Raw genomic sequence first — 17,598 nt, 5'->3', positions numbered from 1 at the left:
GCGATTTTTGTGTTATTTTGTTGCAAGGAATAATGACCTAAGCATAACCATGGACCATCTAATCAACCCAATCGGAACTATTAAAAGTCCTTATAAAGAGAAGTTTGCCGTTCCCAGGCAACCAAGGCTCGCCCCAAGCGCGACAGCCCGGATAGAGTTGCTGGGAGAGGCAAATAACCCGGAATCAGTAAGAGGCTTAGAAGAGTTCAGCCATTTATGGCTGCTGTTTCTTTTTGACCAGAACCTGCAGGCAGGCTGGACTCCAACGGTAAGACCACCAAGGCTTGGCGGAAATGAACGGGTGGGCGTTTTCGCTACCCGCTCGCCATTCAGGCCCAACGGCATCGGCATGTCAGCGGTCGAGCTGAAAGGTATCAGCCAAAAAGACGGGCAGGTATCTCTGGAGCTGGGAAGTGTCGACCTGGTGGACGGTACCCCTGTTGTCGATATTAAGCCTTATATCCCTTACTCGGATTCTATTCCCCAGGCCAATGGTGGCTTTGCCCAGAACGAACCCAGACAACTTGAAGTCATTTTCTCCGATCTGGCCGGGCAACAGATCCGCTTTCATTCCAACCGCCAGCAGGTCACAGCTGTAATTACTGAGGTTTTAAGTCAGGATCCCAGACCTGCCTACAAGAAAAACCGGCCGGATGACAAAGAATATGCGGTAAATTTGTTCGATCTTAACGTGAAATTTAAGGTTGACGGTGAAATAGTTGTCGTCACCTCAATAGAACGCTTTTGACATGGCTAAAGGGCTGCTATTATTAGCGGCCTAATCTGATTACTGTAATCTCAGTAATTGTCTTTTAAATAATGATGAACGGATACCATAAATGCGTACCAGTAAATATCTTCTTTCTACTGTGAAGGAGACTCCAAACGACGCAGAGATCATTAGCCACCAGCTAATGCTACGTGCAGGTATGATCCGTAAGCTGGCTTCAGGTCTGTATACCTGGCTGCCTACCGGTCTGCGTGTTCTGCGTAAAGTCGAAAATATTGTTCGCGAAGAAATCGACAATGCAGGGGCAATTGAAACCTTAATGCCCGTTGTACAGCCGTTTGAGCTATGGGAAGAGACAGGCCGCTCTGAAAAAATGGGCCCTGAGCTACTTCGCTTTACTGACCGTCATGTTCGTCCGTTTGTACTTAGCCCGACAGCAGAAGAGGTGATCACCAGCCTTGTGCGCAATGAGGTGAACTCATACAAGCAACTTCCGCTGAATCTGTACCAGATCCAGACTAAATTCCGTGATGAAAGACGCCCTCGCTTCGGTGTGATGCGTGCACGTGAATTCTCGATGATGGATGCATACAGCTTCGATATCGACAAAGACGGGCTGCAAAAATCATACGACGCTATGCACGATGCATACTGTAAAGCGTTCGACCGCATGGGTCTTGATTACCGTCCGGTACTTGCAGACAGCGGTGCTATCGGTGGTAGCGGTTCACAAGAGTTCCACGTACTGGCAGAAAGCGGTGAAGACCTGATTGCATTCTCAACCGAATCTGACTATGCAGCAAATATCGAAAAAGCAGAAGCGCTTGCTCCGGCAACTGATCGCGCGCAGCCGACTCAGGAAATGACGCTGGTTGATACGCCAAATGCTAAGACCATCGCTGAGCTTGTTGAGCAGTTCGAGCTACCAATTGAAAAGACGGTTAAGACACTGTTCGTAAAAGCCTCTGACGAGGTAGAAGCTGATCTTATTGCGCTTATTATTCGTGGCGATCACGAGCTTAATGAAGTGAAAGCTGAAAACCTGAAAGAAGTAGCCGCTCCGCTTGAGATGGCGACAGAAGAAGAGATCCGCGCACTAATTGGTGCAGGCCCTGGTTCTCTTGGCCCTGTTGGCCTTGAACTGCCATTTATCGTTGACCGCTCAGTTGCAGTAATGAGCGACTTCGGTGCCGGTGCTAACGTAGACGACAAACACTACTTCGGTATTAACTGGGGCCGTGATGCCGAGCTTGGTCAGATTGAAGATCTGCGTAATGTAGTGGAAGGCGATCCAAGCCCATGTGGCCAGGGTACTATCCTGCTAAAACGTGGTATCGAAGTGGGTCATATCTTCCAGCTTGGTACTAACTACTCAGAGAAAATGAACTGTGGCGTTCTTGGTCCTGACGGTAAGAACGTCACTCTGGAGATGGGCTGTTACGGTATCGGCGTATCCCGCGTTGTGGCGGCAGCTATCGAGCAGAACCACGACAAGTACGGCGTTATCTGGCCGGATGCCATTGCACCATTCCAGGTTGGTATCGTACCTATGAACATGCACAAATCTGAGCGCGTTAAAGAAGCAGCTGAAAAGCTATATGCTGAACTGACTGCTGCCGGTATCGAAGTGCTGTTCGATGACCGTAAAGAGCGCCCGGGTGTCATGTTCTCCGATATGGAGCTTGTTGGTGTTCCTCACACCATTGTGATCGGCGATCGCAGCATGGATGAAGGCAACTTTGAATACAAGAACCGCCGTAGTGGTGAAAAAGTGGGTATTGCAATGGAAAGTATTGTTGAGCACGTTAAGGCTCAGCTGGCTTAATTTCCATGCTATCTAAGTAAAAAAGGCTGCAATTTGCAGCCTTTTTTGTCTATTTTACTTATTATCCGGAGTACCTGCAGCGGTCGCTTCGGCTACTCGTGTCGGATCCAATCCAGACCCGATGGCTGCAAACATAAGCGCATCCACCTGCTCTTCCGGGGCGGCTGCAATCGCAGCCTGAGCAATAGTAGAAGAGTTATCTGGATGGGCTTTCATTAAACTAGAAAGGATATCTTCTGCCAATTCAGGCTTCTGCTCCATCAGAAGCACAACTAACTCCTCTGGCTCCATAGCACCATTCAATGCTATTGCAAGATCAATAGCTATCTGCTCTTCTCGTGTCGCAGCACTGACAGCGAGGGAAATGCAAGAAAAAAGCAATAGTCCCTGCCATACCAAATTACCAATTTTCATATAAAGCCCAGGTTAAATCCATTATCCTTTTGTTGTGAGCCTATCAGACAAAATTGCGCTCACAATTACAAGCAAAAATATATTAAGATTACCAAAAAGTTGATTTAAAACAGGCTTTTTTTGTACTAAAAATACCTAATCATGCTTCAGGCGCTTTTCACCATTAAATACACAATGAGCATAATGCAGCTGATCCTCAGGGTCACTAAACCCCAGATTGCGCTCATATACCATACCCAGCCACTCACCACCCGGGTCTTTCTCGATACAACCTGCGTATGTACCTTTTGCTTTTAGCTCTTCGACGACCTTTCTGAATGCTTTCCTACTTTCATGTTCAACAGCCATATTGTTCTCCGGTTTGGATCCCTTGCTAATACTGGCGAAAACAGATATTTCATTAGTAAATAGTTTATACCTTCTCCGGAAATTTGCGATAAAAGTGGTCACTGAAAACACTATGTAAAACATCGTAAATCTTAGTCTGTATCATTTTTTTCTCGTCTATACTGATAAAAATCATATCTATACCGATACAGGAGAGTTGAATGGATCTTAAAAGCTTACTCAATCAGGCACTCAATTCAGATCTGGTTAAACAGGGCTCACAAACCCTCAAGCAAAGCACATCCGGTATGGGTGATATCGCCAATAAAAACAATCTGTCCGCGTTAGGAGCTGGTGCCGTTGGTGGTGGTTTAATTGGTCTGCTGATGGGCTCAAAGAAAGCCAGAAAGATGACGAAGAAGGTAGCAGGTGTAGGCGGAGCCGCCGCGCTGGGCGCACTGGCATATAAGGTTTACAACGACTGGCAGGCCGGACAAAACAGCCCTGACTCCGGCTCAGCACCTTCTTCAGCGGCAGAAATATCTCCGGCTGAAGCCACATTCGATGAAAACCAGCACAGTATCCTTATCTTAAAAGCCATGATTGCAGCTGCGAAAGCCGATGGTCACGTAGATAGCCAAGAGCAGGAAAAGATACAGCAGGCAGTTTCTGCCATGGGTGCAGATGATGCCGTAAGCCAGTTGGTGACAGAAGAGCTGAACAAACCGCTGGATCCTTCTGAAGTAGCCAGAGCTGCAACCACTCCACAGCAGGCTTCCGAGATTTATCTGGCTTCGCTTATTGTTGTGGACGAGCAGAATTTTATGGAGAAGGCCTATCTGAAAGAGCTGGCATCTCAGCTCAGACTTGAAGATGAGTTAGTGCATCGGCTGGAAAGTCAGGTGACACAATAAGGCACTTAAAAGGCTCAGATTCTGTTTGTAAGCCTTTGTCTTTAACTGCTCTCAAGTGTATATTGAGAGCAGTTCTCATTTCTTACGGAAAGTATCTATGAAAGTTTATGACTGTTGCGACTTAGTTCGCGAACTCTATTCACTGATTGGCAGTGGTGATCAGGGTTATATCCCTCAGGCAATTACCTGTGCGGTAAAAACTCTGAACGATATTGCTGCCGATACCAGTCTGCCTCAGGAAACCCGCGAAAAAGCGGCATTTGCAGCGGCGAACCTGCTTATCTCTGATTACGAGGATTAATTCTATGGATCTGGCAAACTTTGAAACCATGGACACGGTTATGCTGATGAGCATAATCAATCTTAAACTGCGTGATGACTTCAACGGCGATTTAGATGAACTGGTTAAGTTTTTCGATATTGACCGTGCGGCATTAGAGGCAAAATTAGCTACCGCCGGTTTTGAGTTTTTGCCAGAAACTAAGCAGTTCAGATAAGAACAACAGATATGATAAAGGGGCTTTTCAGCCCCTTTTTTAAATCAGAAACACCTGATAATCCTTAAGCTCAGGGATTTTCTCGTGAAGCATTTTCTCTTCTTCAGCCATTTTTTCCAGATCGTCACAGTACTGCTTCGCTTCCTTTTTGATCTCAGAAGAGTTATCAATCAGTTTTCCGCTCAGCTTAGTCTGGAGCTGTGTCAGCTGCTCTTTTAATGCCGTAAGGTTCAGCCCGCCTTCCTGCTTCATGCTCTCCGACACAAGATCAAATGCGCTTGAAAAGAACTCAGCATTAAAGGTTTCACGTGCATCAGCAAAATCCTGCCGCCAATTTTTATAGGCATCACCAAACGCCGCTTCCTGCAGAACCATTTCGTTGTCGTTAAAATAGCGCTTCTCTATCTTGCCCAAAAACGCTTCTAAAGCTGACTTTAGATCATTAAAAGCTTCTGAGTTATTAAAGCTCATGGCAAGCTCATCAAGCACATTTTTCACCAGCTCTAAAGCTTCTCTGCCAATTTCCTTTGCTCTTGGCAGGTACTCATTCATACCGGCCCTGTAAGCCTCAAGCGCCTCTTTTTGTACCGGAGTCAGGTTCAAAGCTTCTCCGTCAATAAACAGGTTACTGTTCTCATCAATCAGCACCTTAGTCTGATCCTGCTGATAGATTTCCACCTGTTCGCCATCAAGGTGAACTTCATTCTGTATATCCACTTTGCACTGGGGCTGAGCATACAGCGTGCCACTGAAAAGTAATACCAATAGCAAACCAAACTTCTTCATAACAACCTCAAATCTCACTTACTGCTCTTTAGCTTACCGAAAAATAGCTTACCGGAAACCCTATCAGATAATTATATTTCATACTGTAAATATTCTGTCAGTTTATGGCTCTAGCTCTAAAGTCAGCTGTTTTACCTCTTCTTCAGGTTTCAGCATAACGTTAAGCCCCAGCAGCCGGATTTCCCGCCCTTTCTGACGCTTCAGAACATCGGTGAGCAGTTCTCTGAAATACTCCAAATCAAGTGCTTTATGGTTGTGCTCGATTGTCGTCAACTGAAAATCGGCGAATTTCACTTTAATGCCCTGCTTGATGATGGCTCGTTCCGGGCTTGCCTTTGTCAGCCGGCGATCCAGCTCAGGATACAACTTACTTTCAATGACCTGCCAGCACTCATCAAAAGTTGAAATATTGCGGGTAAAGGTTCTTTCAACCCCAACCGATTTTCTTTCTCTTTCGGTAACCACTTCCCGGTTATCAATACCATGACAGCGCTTCCAGAGCGATTCACCCATTTTGCCAAACTTCCTCAGCAGTTCGCGGTAGTCGCTATTTTTTATATCTTCCCCGATAAAAAAGCCGGCCTGATGCAACCTTTCCAGGCTCACCTTTCCTACCCCGGGAATCTTCTCCAGAGGAAGTTTATCAATCACGTTCTGAACCTCTTCAGGAGGGATCACAAACTGCCCGTCAGGCTTATTCATATCCGAAGCAACTTTAGCCAGAAACTTAAGCGGAGCAACACCAGCGGACGCTGTCAGTTGAAGTTCATTGCATATATCTTTTCGGATGGCCTCTGCTATCAGAGTTGCAGAGCCGTGGCATAAAGAACAGTTGGTGACATCAAGAAAGGCTTCATCCAGTGACAAGGGCTCAATAATCAGAGTGTAACGCTCAAAAATAGCCCGAATCTGTTTTGATACCGACTTATAAACCTCCATCCGGCCCGGAACAACCACCAGATCAGGGCAGAGCTGAATCGCTTTTGCCGTTGGCATCGCTGAGCGTACACCGTATTTACGCGCTTCATAATTACAGGTGCTGAGCACCCCGCGCTGGCGTTCACTTCCGCCCACCGCAAGCGGGATATTTCTGTATTTCGGATTGTCACGCATCTCGACTGCGGCATAGAAGCAGTCCATATCCACATGAATGATTTTACGGAGTATCTGTTTAATTTCTGCCATGACAATAATTACGGTAACGACGACTTATCTTACCATCATCAAAATGATAGTTTATTCTTATATAACAAAGCCAACTAATTAAAGAACGACTCTTTTAGGTCTATTATGCAGGAAAAAGTACTGATTGTTGAAGACAGTGAGACATATCGCAACTACCTTGCCAGCCAGATTGCCACCTTAAACTATGAGGTTGTGCAAGCGAAAACCTATGCTCAGGCCAAGGAAATTATGCAGCATGAAACCAACTTTTTATGTGCTGTGACGGATCTTTGCCTGCCCGATGCAGAAGATGGTGAAATCGTCGATCTGGCGCATCAATATGATTTGAAAGTGATCGTTATTACTGCCAACTTTGATGACCAGATCAGGCAGCATTTTATTGCCAAAGGCATAGTTGACTACATAATAAAAGAAAATATCTCCTCGGTTACCTATCTTCTGACTCTGCTCAACCGGCTAAATAAAAACAAATGGCACAAAGCGCTGGTTGTGGATGATTCAAGACCGATACGACACCGCCTGGTTCAGCTTCTGGAGCATCAGTATATCAGGACTGTTCAGGCAGAAAACGGCGAACAGGCTATCCAGAAGATGAAAGAAAACCCGGATATTACTTTTATTATCACTGACCACAATATGCCGGTAAAAGACGGCATAACCATGACACGGGAGCTGAGAAGAAAATACGACAGAAACCAGCTCGTGATTCTGGGGCTTTCCGGGACCGAATCTGAATCACTGACAGCAAAGTTCTTGAAAGCCGGTGCCAATGACTATCTGAAAAAGCCCTTTAATCAGGAAGAGTTGTTCTGCCGGGTTCAGAACCTGCTGAACATGAAAGACAGCAGTGATGAACTGTATAAGATGGCAAACCAGGATTCACTTACCGGTTTATGGAACCGCCGCTACCTGTTCCAGCATGCAGATACATCAAAAGAGCAGTGCAATGTTGCTATGATGGATATCGACTTTTTTAAGAAGATCAACGATAAGTTCGGTCATGAAGGCGGCGATCAGGCACTCCGAACCGTAAGCCATATTATCACCATCTATTTTAATGATGACCTTGCAGCCCGCGTTGGCGGAGAGGAGTTCTGTGTTGTCAATTACGGTGATTTTGACTCCTTTGTTAAACGCCTTGAACATCTGCGCACACGGATAGAAAACACCGCAATCCCCTTCGGAAACTCTGAAATCAGGGTGACTATCAGCATCGGAGCCACAAAGGCTAAAAGAAATATTGATACTATGATGAGTATTGCCGATGAACGTTTGTATCAGGCCAAAAAGTCAGGAAGAAATCAGCTGATTTCCTCATAATACCAATACCAGTAATTAGCTGTTCAGCGATTGCTGGGATTGGTATAAGGTCACCAGGCATCCGCTCCGGATGCCTGGTGATGTGAGGCTATGGTGTAAATATCACTTTCACCGAATCTGTCACTTCAGTTGAATCAATATAACCCACCGCAGCCGGATTGTTACTCACTTCGGCAATCACCGCTGCTGCAGAATCAACAGCCTTTGGCGGTTTCGCTTTTCCTCTGAACACCAACTGTGCCCAGTATGCTTTGAGCTGAGACTCTGACTTTTTAGTTGCCTTTAAGTGGAACGCCTCTTTTATCGGGGTCCCATCCGAGTACTCGACAATCACTGGCTTAGCCCCGTTGGGCAGTTTTTTTAGCTTTCCCAGAAATAACTTTTTCACTTCTTTTGCATTAAGCTGATCAACACCAGAAGGATTACCAACCACAACCGGCTCTGCAAAAACGGACACAGAGCAAAGCATAATTCCAAGTGCTAACATTAATTTTTTCATCATGTTCCACTCCTTAGAATACACAGTCTAACCGGACAGCATAAACCACTGAGCTATCCTCTTCCGGTTGTAAAGACGAACTGATATTTCTTGCAGGCAAGCTATTGTTAATAATCCCGGTTGTTCCATTGAAATTATCAATCAGTGTGGCATCCGCCTTTATCGCAATACTGGAACTCAGCTCATAACGGACACCGACAGAGTACGCGTCGTGCTCAGCATCAGCCAGCAATGAAGTCGGTATTGTTATTCCATTTACGGAAACTGTCTCTCCTACCCGTTCCTCATTATCTGTCGTTTCCATCCTGGCGTAGCTTATATATGGCATCCACTGACCAAAACGATAACCTAAGGTTGCATAACCAGAGTCGGTATCAGAGTATTGCCCGTCTACTTTCACCCTTGTCAGCTCACTGACAAACAGCAGCTCTCCATCATCATAGCTAAGCCCCAGGCCATAGAAATTCGATTTCGAACCATCTTCGATAACTGAACCCACCGGATTGCTGCTGTCTGAAACCGTAATCTCTGTATAACCGTAAACACCACGAAGCAGCCACTCTTCATAACTCCAGCTGGCACTGGCACCATATACAGAGTCAAACTCGATCCCCGACTCTTCTGCTCGCCCTCCAAACGCCTGCAAAGAGAGAGTTGAATCGTCAAACTCAACATCATAGGCAAGATCCACACCCAGATAAGCATTAAACGGCACCGTACCGTAAACCTCTTCTGGTGGCCTTACCCAGGGTTGGGAATAGCCGACATCTAAATAGTCTGAATACATGTACAAAGGCACGCGCAGTTTACCTGCTCTGGCCGTAACATAGTTGTCAAAGGTATGCCTGATATAGGCCCATTCAAACTCAGGGTCAAAATCATCGCTTCCACGAGCGATCAACTGAGTGATAACGCTGGTTTCCTCTCCCGCAGCAAACTCAGCCTGAAGACCCAGCAGGCTCAGAGATTCAAATTCATAGCTGCTTTCAGTACCTGCATAACCAACATCATTATCAGATCGGGTCATTCCCGCACTGAAAAAACCGTTCACACTTACCCGATCCAGAATGCTTTCTGAAGACTGACTCTTCAGCATCTGAATCTCATTTTCCAGATTGGCGATACGCTCATCAACAGAATCACCAGCCACTGCCAGCCCTGAAGCCAACATCAACGCCGGGGCAACATAGTTTTTTATTATCATTCTTACCTCTAATTATTATTTTACGCGCTACCTGAAGCACCGCTTTCAACCTTCCAACACTGCTAATTAACCGGAGAGCTATTCTCTAAGCTCTTAACTCCTGCTCCTATACTTTGTACTGCCCAAGAACCCCGGTCAGATTCTTAGTTACCTTCTGAATCTCTTCACTTACCTGATAGATCTCCATCGCCCCATCTCTGACGGACACAGATACTTCATCCACATTCTGAATATATGCAGACATCGTATGGTAAGTACTTCTCTGTTCATCGGTCGCTTCCGCTATCTGCCTGTTCAGAGCAAGGATGCTTTCCACCTTCTCGGTAATCTCCCGTAGAGACTGTCCGGCCTTACCTGACTCATCGACAGTCACTGAAGCTGCGCCCTGACCTGAGTTCATCGCTTTAACAACAGCCGTTGCGCCCTTCTGAATTTCCTCAAGCACTCTTTGTATCTCGGAGGTAGAAGCCTGTGTTCTTGAAGCTAACGCCCTCACTTCATCGGCCACAACTGCAAATCCACGCCCTTGCTCACCGGCCCGGGCGGCTTCTATAGCAGCATTCAAAGCAAGAAGGTTTGTCTGATCAGCTATGCTGCTGATGGTTCCCAGAATCTCTCCGGCATCATTGGCAAGTGCTTCAAATTCATTCACCATATTGGCTGAATCATTGACATGCTGAGCCAGCTCTTCGATTGAACCCACGGTGTTGTATACGACATCAGTACTTAACTGAGCCGCATCGTTGGCATGGGAGGCTTGTGAGGAAGCGGTGGCGGCATTATCTGCAACGGCTTCAACACTGCTGGTAAGATCCTGTATCGAACCGGATACGGATTTCATCGCTGATTCCTGAGACTGGATCAGACTGGTACTGCTCTGGCTGGTTTCGGCAAGTTTTACAGAAACACACTCAAGGGTGGCAATCGTTTCCTGAGTTGAAGAAATACTGGTATGCATTTTAGCGATAAACTCATTAAACCAATGCACCAGCTCTGCAAGTTCATCACGGCCCTCATAGCTAACACGTCTGGTCAGATCGCCCTCACCTTCAACAATATCCCTCATAGAGCGGGTAACACGCTTCACCGACTTAAGAATACTTAACTTGAGCAAGTATCCGGATATCATCATCAGAGCCACTAAAATCGCTCCCATGGTCAATCCGATAACCCGGCTGTCTTCATTAGTCTTTAGCAGGTGAGTAACAATGTCCGCCGAGCCCTGATGGACAACTTCCACGCACTTATCAATTTCTTCTTCCAGAGAATAAAGGGTACTGTTTGCTTGCTGAGAGCGCTCTCCGAGCACTTCAAAATCATAATCATCCTGCAAAAGCGACGTTGCCACGAAAAACTTGTTGTCGGTATAACTCTTAAACAGGGGAATTAACTGTTGAGATAAGCCTAACTTAGTACCTTTAGACTCAATTTCACGCAAAACTGCCTCTACCCGCTCTACCTCTGACTTCGCTTCATCAATGAACTCTTCTTCTGCGGTAGTAACGGCACCTTCAAGATTACGCTCAATATCGGTAACCCCTTCCCTGGCTGAATTTAACAGCTCCAGAACCGGTGTATATTCATCCTGTAGCAACAGAACATTTTTTTCTGTCTGGTTAACAAGGTATTGTTGATAAGCAAAAAATAGAACAAATCCTACAATTGCCGACAAAGCCATAAGTACAATTCTATGACTGATTTTCAGATTTAAGCCAAGCCGCATAATTTCCCCAACCCAAAGGACACCGATTGTTTTCACCCTTATTTTAATAATGCATTCCAGCTAATAATCTAAGCCAGAAAAGAAACAGGTGGATTAGATTAATGGATACCAAAAGTGGTCCAATCAGTAAACAGAATAGGCAAATAGTGTGATAGGGGCACGCATTCTGTTGCTATTTTGATCTATTGGTTATGCTTTTGCACTAAAGCAAACTTATTCACTAAAAATATACAACACAATTAAAATGAGCCGCAAAACCAATAATGAGCCAATATTAGAGTGCAAAGCGGAAGTTCGTAGCGTAAGACGGAAGAGGAATTGTTTTTCAATTAAGGGAAAGCAACAAGATGAGAGGCAGCCAAATATGGCTGCCAATGTGTAATACCAATCTCAGCAGATATAACTTATTTGTTCAGAAACTTAGAAAACGCATCAGAATACACTTCCTTAAAGCCTTCTTTAGTTTTAACTACCATAAAGACTGGAATGTTATTTTCGTTAGCGACTTTTATTCCCGTTTCTTCACCAAGCACCATCAGGCCGGTTGCAAGACCGTCAGCCGTCATACAGGATGGATGAAGCGCCGTAACAGAAACAACTTTATGGCTGATAGGCTTACCGGTTTTTGGCTCAATGATATGGGAGTAACGGATACCATCACGCTCAAAGTAGTTGCGGTAATCACCCGAGGTCGCAATAGCCATATCACCAGGCTCAATGATTTCCTGAATAGCGCGCTCATTAACATCAGGCTTTTCAATCGCAATACGCCATTTTACCTTTTCGCTGTTTACGCCCTTCAGGCGAATCTCGCCGCCGATCTCGACCATATAATCAATAATGCCCTGTGACTCCAGATAGTCAGCAATCACATCCACACCCCAGCCCTTAGCAATCGTAGACAAGTCTACATAAAGATCCGGAATAGATTTTGCCAAAGAGTTTTCCGTTACCGTCAGGTGCTCAATCCCCACAATTGCACGGCGTGCCGCCAGCTCTTCATCCGTTGGCACAACTTCAGGACGCGCTTCCGGTCCAAAGCCCCACAGGTTAACCAGAGGACCAACGGTCACATCCAGAGCACCAAGGGTTAGCTTATTCAGCCTAACCGCTTCCTGAGTCACATAGGCCGTCTCCTTTGAAACCTCAAACGGCTCCGAACCCTTGTATTGATTAAAGCGGCTTAGCTCAGAACTTTTGCGGTAAGTTGACATCTGGTCATTCACCAGCTCAAGTTTTTCATCAATCACCTTCTGCAAGGCTTCCGATGCAGGCGTTTTATCCCCGGCAAAATACTTGATGTTATAAGTCGTGCCCATCGTCGGGCCTGAAAGGTGGATCTGCTGGCGGCTTTCGCTGCATGCGCTAAGCACCAGAATTGAACATAAAATTGCAACTACTGTTTTGAATTGCATGAAATAGGTAGAAATTGGCTTCACTGCCATGCTCCTGATTTTGTTCGCCCAAAGGTTGAATGGAAATAGATGTGGGTATGGTGGAGCAAACATACTTCGCCAGGGACGGCGAAGTTTGAGCGCCCATGGATGGCCCGAGCGTTTTGCGCAACCATACCCATATCTATTTCCAATGCGCAGATAGTATATAAAAAACAAATGGCTGACCCAAAGAGGTCAGCCATTAAATTTCGCATCAGTCGTAAAAACTAATTAACCACCGAAGTCATCAAGCAGGATGTTCTCATCCTCAACACCAAGATCCTTCAGCATACCGATAACGGCTGCGTTCATCATTGGAGGACCACACATGTAGTATTCACAATCTTCAGGCGCTTCATGATCCTTCAGATAGTTCTCATAAATTACATTGTGGATAAAGCCGGTGTAGCCGTCCCAGTTGTCCTCTGGAAGAGGATCAGACAGCGCACAGTGCCAAACGAAGTTATCGTTCTCAGCCTGCAGCTTATCGAAATCTTCAATGTAGAACATTTCACGCTTAGAACGTGCACCGTACCAGTAAGACATCTTACGCTTAGACTTAAGACGCAGCAGCTGGTCAAAGATATGCGAACGCATAGGCGCCATACCTGCACCACCACCGATAAATACCATCTCGTTATCCGTCTCTTTAGCGAAGAACTCACCAAACGGACCAGAAATCGTACACTTATCACCAGCCTTAAGTGACCAGATGTAAGAAGACATCACGCCCGGAGGCGCATCCGGCGCATTTGGCGGCGGAGTGGCAATACGAACGTTCAGCTTGATAAGACCCTTCTCATCCGGGTATGAAGCCATTGAGTAAGCACGGATTGAGTGCTCTTTCACGATAGACTCATAACGGAACAGATCAAACTTATCCCAGTCTTCGCGGTACTCATCAGGCACATCAAAGTCAGAGTATTTGATGTGATGAGGCTCAGCTTCAATCTGGATATAACCACCCGCACGGAACGGTACTTCTTCACCCTCAGGGATCTTAAGCACCAGCTCTTTGATGAAGGTTGCTTCGTTGTCGTTAGAAAGAACTTCACATTCCCACTTCTTAACACCGAAGATCTCTTCAGGCAGCTCGATATCCATGTCAGATTTCACAGCAACCTGACACGCCAGACGCTCACCTTCACGCGCTTCACCTTTAGTGATGTGGTCAAGCTCTGTCGGCAGGATATCACCGCCACCAGATTTCACCTTCACACGGCACTGACCACATGAGCCACCGCCACCACAAGCAGATGATACGAAGATACCGTTACCAGCCATCGCACCAAGCAGCTTATCACCAGGAGAAGTCACAAAGCTTTTCTCTGGATCGCCATTTACGGTAATTGTAACGTCACCCGATGGTACCAGCTTGGATTTAGCCATAAGAATGATTAAAACCAGTGCCAGTACAATCACGGTAAACATCACTACACCAAGGATAATGCTTTCCATTAACTATTCCTTATTTATTGTGTCGTTTACCCGACTTACAGTTGAACACCAGAGAAAGACATAAAGCCTAACGCCATAAGACCTGTCGTAATGAAGGTGATGCCCAGACCACGAAGGCCAGGAGGTACATCAGAGTACTTCATCTTCTCACGGATACCCGCAAGAGCAACAATCGCCAGCATCCAGCCAATACCTGAACCCAGACCGTATACTACAGATTCTGCGAAGTTGTAGTCACGCTGAACCATAAAGGATACGCCACCGAAAATCGCACAGTTAACTGTGATTAGCGGCAGGAAGATACCCAGTGCGTTGTACAGAGGCGGGAAGAAGCGGTCCAGGACCATTTCCAGAATCTGTACCAATGCGGCAATAACACCGATAAAGGTAATGAAGTTAAGGAAGCTTAAGTCCACACCTTCAACCAATGCACTATCTTTCAGGATCAGGTTGTAAAGCACGTTGTTCACAGGTACTGCAATTGTCAGTACTACGATTACCGCGACACCCAGACCAAAAGAGGTTTTAACTTTCTTAGATACCGCAAGGAATGTACACATACCTAAGAAGAATGATAGTGCTAAGTTCTCGATAAAAATCGAACGAACAAGCAAGCTAATATAATGTTCCATTCAGATTACTCCTTCGCTTCGATCTGCTCTGGCTTGATGATACGGATAACCCAAATCATAAAACCAATCAGGAAGAACGCTGATGGTGCCAGAAGCATCATACCGTTTGGCTGATACCAGCCGCCTTCTGATACAAGAGGGAAAACCTCCATACCAAACAGCTTGCCAGAACCAAACAGCTCACGGAAGAAACCAACAGTAATCAGAACAAAGCCGTAACCCAGACCGTTACCGATACCATCGATAAGAGACGGTAGTGGTTCAGACTTCATTGCGTAAGCTTCTGCACGACCCATTACGATACAGTTGGTGATAATCAGACCAACGAATACCGACAGCTGCTTAGAGATATCGTAAAGATACGCTTTAAGCACCTGGTCAACCACGATTACCAGTGATGCGATAATGGCCATCTGAATGATGATACGCACACTGTTAGGAATATGGTTACGGATCAGGGATACGAAGAAGTTGGAAAATGCCGTTACAAAGATAACCGCCAGCGTCATTACAAACGCTGTTTCCAGCTTAGTGGTTACCGCCAGTGCAGAACATACACCCAATACCTGAAGGGCAATCGGGTTGTTGTCCATGATTGGAGTAACCAGATGACTTTTCATCTCTTTAACATCTACAGACATTATTTCAGTCCTCCATCACGCACTTTAGCCAGGAACGGACCAAAGCCCATTTCGCCTAACCAGAAGTCGAATGTACCCTGAACGCCATTTGCGGTCAGAGTTGCACCAGACAGGCCGTCTACACCATGGATATCTCCAGGCTGAGCACCGCCCTTAACGATTCTGATTGCCGGCTTGTTGTTTTCATCAAACAGTTTCTTGCCAACAAACTGTGCACGCCAGCGTGGGTTTTCAATCTCACCACCAAGTCCGGGAGTTTCACCCTGCTCGTAGTAAGTGATACCCGCCACTGTGTTGCCGTCAGTCTCAACCGCAACAAAAGCGTACATCATTGACCACAGACCGTTACCGTGAACAGGAAGGATAACCTTAGAAACGTCATTGCCTTCTTTAACCAGATAAACCAGACCCTGGTTTGCACGACGAAGAATCTTAGCCAGATCCTGATCACCGCTCAGTTTCACTGACTGCTTAGGATCTTTAGCCGCGTTGCGCTGGTTGTAAGCAGCCGCATCGCCTTCAATGAACTCACCCGTTGCAAAATCAACAATACGAGGCTCAATGTACTGGGCAAACAGCTCAGGAACCGTGCCTTCTTTGCCTTCAAGACCCGCAACCGCAACGATGTTTTTCTGCTTATCCAGAACCGCATTTGCCTGTTGTTTATCACGTAAGAATACCGCTGCAGCAGATACTACAATCGAGCACACTAAACTTACCGCGATAACGACAGTCAGCGTTTTCTTAATGCTATCGTTATTACTTGCCATAGCGCGCTTGCCTCCGCTTAACGTTTTTCTCAACTACGTAGTAATCGAACAGTGGTGCAAACAGGTTAGCGAACAGAATCGCCAGCATCATACCCTCTGGGTAAGCCGGGTTAACTACTCGAACAAGTACACACATAACACCGATTAACGCACCGTATGCCCACTTACCTTTCTCAGTAAATGAAGCTGATACCGGGTCTGTCGCCATAAAGAACATGCCGAATGCAAAACCACCCAGAACCAGGTGCCAGTGCCAAGGCATAGCAAACATTGGGTTAGTGTCAGAGCCGATAATGTTGAACAGGAAGGATGTTGCGATCATACCGATCATGACACCAGCGATAATACGCCATGATGCAATGCCCATGTAGACGATCATTGCCGCACCAATCATAAGAGCAAGCGTTGAAACTTCACCGATTGAACCTGGGATATTACCAAGGAAAGCATCCATCCAGGTGATAGTTTCGCCAGTCACGTTGTGCATGATTGCGCCCATACCGCCCTGTGCCCACTGGCTAAGCGCCGTTGCACCAGAGAAGCCGTCAGCAGCAATCCATACCACATCACCTGAAATCTGCGCAGGGTATGCGAAGAACAGGAATGCACGACCAGCCAGTGCCGGGTTAAGGAAGTTACGGCCAGTACCACCAAAGATCTCTTTAGCGACTACCACACCGAAAGTGATACCCAGTGCAGCCTGCCAAAGTGGCAGCGTTGGCGGAACAATCAGAGCAAACAGGATAGAAGTAACAAAGAAACCTTCGTTAACTTCGTGCTTGCGAACGATACAGAACAGGACCTCCCAGAAACCACCCACTGCAAACACTACGGCATAGATTGGCAGGAAGTAAGTTGCGCCCAGGAACATCATGGTGAGCCAGCCGGCACCTTCTGTGGTTAAGCTTCCACAGATCGCCTCTGTCAGCCAGTAGTGCCAGTTGCCTGCAATCACTTCAGCAAGCTGAGCACCTTCATACATATGGTTCAGAGCAATAATTGCCTGATGACCTGAGTTGTACATACCCCAGAACATAGCCGGGAATACCGCAAACCATACCATGATCATGATACGTTTCAGGTCGACACTGTCACGAACGTGAGAGCTGCGCGGCGTTACTGTACCCGGAGTGTAGAAAAGGGTCGCAGTCGCTTCGAAAAGCGGATACCACTTCTCCCACTTACCGCCGGATTCAAAATGCGGCTCTAAGTCCTCAAATAACTTTTTAAGCATGGA

The 17,598-nt window shown here is 46.3% G+C and carries 19 protein-coding genes; 6 read left to right on the top strand and 13 right to left on the bottom strand.

Annotated elements, in window-relative coordinates:
* The first annotated feature begins 49 nt into the window (after positions 1-49).
* On the top strand, positions 50-748 hold the full coding sequence (tsaA, locus tag L3Q72_RS03435) for a tRNA (N6-threonylcarbamoyladenosine(37)-N6)-methyltransferase TrmO (RefSeq protein ID WP_275131281.1): 699 nt from the start codon (positions 50-52) through the stop codon (positions 746-748).
* A 91-nt stretch (positions 749-839) separates the two neighbouring features.
* Complete coding sequence (locus L3Q72_RS03430) at positions 840-2,555, top strand: proline--tRNA ligase (protein ID WP_275131280.1); 1,716 nt, start codon at positions 840-842, stop codon at positions 2,553-2,555.
* A 54-nt stretch (positions 2,556-2,609) separates the two neighbouring features.
* Here the strand turns inward: L3Q72_RS03430 and L3Q72_RS03425 are convergent, their stop codons facing one another.
* Entirely contained in the window at positions 2,610-2,936 is a 327-nt protein-coding gene (locus L3Q72_RS03425; RefSeq protein ID WP_275131279.1) for a hypothetical protein, read from the bottom strand.
* Between the two features lie 168 nt (positions 2,937-3,104).
* Positions 3,105-3,317 carry a hypothetical protein gene (locus L3Q72_RS03420; RefSeq protein WP_275131278.1) on the bottom strand — a complete coding sequence of 71 codons (213 nt, stop codon included), beginning with the start codon at positions 3,315-3,317 and terminating at the stop codon, positions 3,105-3,107.
* A 200-nt stretch (positions 3,318-3,517) separates the two neighbouring features.
* Here L3Q72_RS03420 and L3Q72_RS03415 point away from each other — a divergent pair, with 200 nt between their 5' ends.
* The 3 genes from L3Q72_RS03415 to L3Q72_RS03405 all read left to right on the top strand — a co-directional run bounded on the left by L3Q72_RS03415 (position 3,518) and on the right by L3Q72_RS03405 (position 4,707).
* The gene (locus tag L3Q72_RS03415; protein ID WP_275131277.1) at positions 3,518-4,210 is read left to right on the top strand and encodes a tellurite resistance TerB family protein; all 693 of its coding nucleotides are present in this window, start codon (positions 3,518-3,520) and stop codon (positions 4,208-4,210) included.
* 97 nt (positions 4,211-4,307) lie between these two features.
* Positions 4,308-4,511 carry a YaeP family protein gene (locus L3Q72_RS03410; protein WP_275131276.1) on the top strand — a complete coding sequence of 68 codons (204 nt, stop codon included), beginning with the start codon at positions 4,308-4,310 and terminating at the stop codon, positions 4,509-4,511.
* A gap of 4 nt (positions 4,512-4,515) precedes the next feature.
* Entirely contained in the window at positions 4,516-4,707 is a 192-nt protein-coding gene (locus L3Q72_RS03405) for a DUF4250 domain-containing protein (protein ID WP_275131275.1), read from the top strand.
* 39 nt (positions 4,708-4,746) lie between these two features.
* Here L3Q72_RS03405 and L3Q72_RS03400 read toward each other — a convergent pair whose 3' ends face one another.
* Both L3Q72_RS03400 and dinB read right to left on the bottom strand, forming a co-directional pair.
* Positions 4,747-5,493 carry a DUF2884 family protein gene (locus L3Q72_RS03400; protein WP_275131274.1) on the bottom strand — a complete coding sequence of 249 codons (747 nt, stop codon included), beginning with the start codon at positions 5,491-5,493 and terminating at the stop codon, positions 4,747-4,749.
* 102 nt (positions 5,494-5,595) lie between these two features.
* The gene (gene dinB, locus L3Q72_RS03395; protein ID WP_275131273.1) at positions 5,596-6,678 is read right to left on the bottom strand and encodes a DNA polymerase IV; all 1,083 of its coding nucleotides are present in this window, start codon (positions 6,676-6,678) and stop codon (positions 5,596-5,598) included.
* A gap of 105 nt (positions 6,679-6,783) precedes the next feature.
* Between dinB and L3Q72_RS03390 the strand changes: the two genes are divergently transcribed.
* Positions 6,784-7,998, top strand: coding sequence for a response regulator (locus tag L3Q72_RS03390; protein ID WP_275131272.1), 1,215 nt, complete (start codon positions 6,784-6,786; stop codon positions 7,996-7,998).
* A gap of 88 nt (positions 7,999-8,086) precedes the next feature.
* On the opposite strand, the gene L3Q72_RS03385 is transcribed toward L3Q72_RS03390, so the two are convergent.
* The 9 genes from L3Q72_RS03385 to L3Q72_RS03345 form a co-directional block, all read right to left on the bottom strand.
* Positions 8,087-8,500: a phosphate ABC transporter substrate-binding protein gene (locus L3Q72_RS03385; RefSeq protein ID WP_275131271.1), complete on the bottom strand. Its 414-nt coding sequence runs from the start codon at positions 8,498-8,500 to the stop codon at positions 8,087-8,089.
* A 10-nt stretch (positions 8,501-8,510) separates the two neighbouring features.
* Entirely contained in the window at positions 8,511-9,701 is a 1,191-nt protein-coding gene (locus L3Q72_RS03380) for a hypothetical protein (RefSeq protein ID WP_275131270.1), read from the bottom strand.
* Between the two features lie 106 nt (positions 9,702-9,807).
* Positions 9,808-11,424, bottom strand: a complete 1,617-nt coding sequence (locus L3Q72_RS03375; RefSeq protein ID WP_275131269.1) for a methyl-accepting chemotaxis protein — start codon at positions 11,422-11,424, stop codon at positions 9,808-9,810.
* Between the two features lie 404 nt (positions 11,425-11,828).
* Positions 11,829-12,839, bottom strand: coding sequence for an FAD:protein FMN transferase (locus L3Q72_RS03370; RefSeq protein WP_275132064.1), 1,011 nt, complete (start codon positions 12,837-12,839; stop codon positions 11,829-11,831).
* A 252-nt stretch (positions 12,840-13,091) separates the two neighbouring features.
* Positions 13,092-14,318 (bottom strand): NADH:ubiquinone reductase (Na(+)-transporting) subunit F, encoded by a 1,227-nt coding sequence (nqrF, locus tag L3Q72_RS03365; RefSeq protein ID WP_275131268.1) that lies wholly within the window; start codon positions 14,316-14,318, stop codon positions 13,092-13,094.
* 35 nt (positions 14,319-14,353) lie between these two features.
* Positions 14,354-14,950, bottom strand: coding sequence for an NADH:ubiquinone reductase (Na(+)-transporting) subunit E (gene nqrE, locus L3Q72_RS03360; RefSeq protein ID WP_275131267.1), 597 nt, complete (start codon positions 14,948-14,950; stop codon positions 14,354-14,356).
* A 5-nt stretch (positions 14,951-14,955) separates the two neighbouring features.
* Complete coding sequence (locus L3Q72_RS03355; RefSeq protein WP_275131266.1) at positions 14,956-15,591, bottom strand: NADH:ubiquinone reductase (Na(+)-transporting) subunit D; 636 nt, start codon at positions 15,589-15,591, stop codon at positions 14,956-14,958.
* Entirely contained in the window at positions 15,591-16,361 is a 771-nt protein-coding gene (locus L3Q72_RS03350) for a Na(+)-translocating NADH-quinone reductase subunit C (RefSeq protein WP_275131265.1), read from the bottom strand. Before L3Q72_RS03350 ends, L3Q72_RS03355 begins: the two co-directional genes overlap by 1 nt.
* A complete protein-coding gene (locus tag L3Q72_RS03345; RefSeq protein ID WP_275131264.1) occupies positions 16,351-17,595 on the bottom strand; it encodes an NADH:ubiquinone reductase (Na(+)-transporting) subunit B in 1,245 nt (414 codons plus the stop codon). Before L3Q72_RS03345 ends, L3Q72_RS03350 begins: the two co-directional genes overlap by 11 nt.
* Positions 17,596-17,598: the final 3 nt, after the last annotated feature.

Origin of the sequence: Vibrio sp. JC009 (assembly GCF_029016485.1) — a bacterium.
Taxonomy (GTDB): domain Bacteria; phylum Pseudomonadota; class Gammaproteobacteria; order Enterobacterales; family Vibrionaceae; genus Vibrio.
This window is presented reverse-complemented; position numbering and strand designations above follow the sequence as displayed.

Excerpts from the sequence above, each read along its gene's own strand:
- L3Q72_RS03355 (WP_275131266.1), bottom strand. The coding sequence starts at position 15,591 with ATGTCTGTAGATGTTAAAGAGATGAAAAGTCATCTGGTTACTCCAATC.
- L3Q72_RS03385 (WP_275131271.1), bottom strand. The coding sequence starts at position 8,500 with ATGATGAAAAAATTAATGTTAGCACTTGGAATTATGCTTTGCTCTGTG.
- L3Q72_RS03375 (WP_275131269.1), bottom strand. The coding sequence starts at position 11,424 with ATGCGGCTTGGCTTAAATCTGAAAATCAGTCATAGAATTGTACTTATG.
- L3Q72_RS03370 (WP_275132064.1), bottom strand. The coding sequence starts at position 12,839 with ATGCAATTCAAAACAGTAGTTGCAATTTTATGTTCAATTCTGGTGCTT.
- L3Q72_RS03345 (WP_275131264.1), bottom strand. The coding sequence starts at position 17,595 with ATGCTTAAAAAGTTATTTGAGGACTTAGAGCCGCATTTTGAATCCGGC.
- L3Q72_RS03430 (WP_275131280.1), top strand. The coding sequence starts at position 840 with ATGCGTACCAGTAAATATCTTCTTTCTACTGTGAAGGAGACTCCAAAC.
- L3Q72_RS03390 (WP_275131272.1), top strand. The coding sequence starts at position 6,784 with ATGCAGGAAAAAGTACTGATTGTTGAAGACAGTGAGACATATCGCAAC.
- L3Q72_RS03380 (WP_275131270.1), bottom strand. The coding sequence starts at position 9,701 with ATGATAATAAAAAACTATGTTGCCCCGGCGTTGATGTTGGCTTCAGGG.
- L3Q72_RS03410 (WP_275131276.1), top strand. The coding sequence starts at position 4,308 with ATGAAAGTTTATGACTGTTGCGACTTAGTTCGCGAACTCTATTCACTG.
- tsaA (WP_275131281.1), top strand. The coding sequence starts at position 50 with ATGGACCATCTAATCAACCCAATCGGAACTATTAAAAGTCCTTATAAA.
- dinB (WP_275131273.1), bottom strand. The coding sequence starts at position 6,678 with ATGGCAGAAATTAAACAGATACTCCGTAAAATCATTCATGTGGATATG.
- L3Q72_RS03415 (WP_275131277.1), top strand. The coding sequence starts at position 3,518 with ATGGATCTTAAAAGCTTACTCAATCAGGCACTCAATTCAGATCTGGTT.
- nqrF (WP_275131268.1), bottom strand. The coding sequence starts at position 14,318 with ATGGAAAGCATTATCCTTGGTGTAGTGATGTTTACCGTGATTGTACTG.
- L3Q72_RS03350 (WP_275131265.1), bottom strand. The coding sequence starts at position 16,361 with ATGGCAAGTAATAACGATAGCATTAAGAAAACGCTGACTGTCGTTATC.
- L3Q72_RS03400 (WP_275131274.1), bottom strand. The coding sequence starts at position 5,493 with ATGAAGAAGTTTGGTTTGCTATTGGTATTACTTTTCAGTGGCACGCTG.
- L3Q72_RS03405 (WP_275131275.1), top strand. The coding sequence starts at position 4,516 with ATGGATCTGGCAAACTTTGAAACCATGGACACGGTTATGCTGATGAGC.
- L3Q72_RS03420 (WP_275131278.1), bottom strand. The coding sequence starts at position 3,317 with ATGGCTGTTGAACATGAAAGTAGGAAAGCATTCAGAAAGGTCGTCGAA.
- nqrE (WP_275131267.1), bottom strand. The coding sequence starts at position 14,950 with ATGGAACATTATATTAGCTTGCTTGTTCGTTCGATTTTTATCGAGAAC.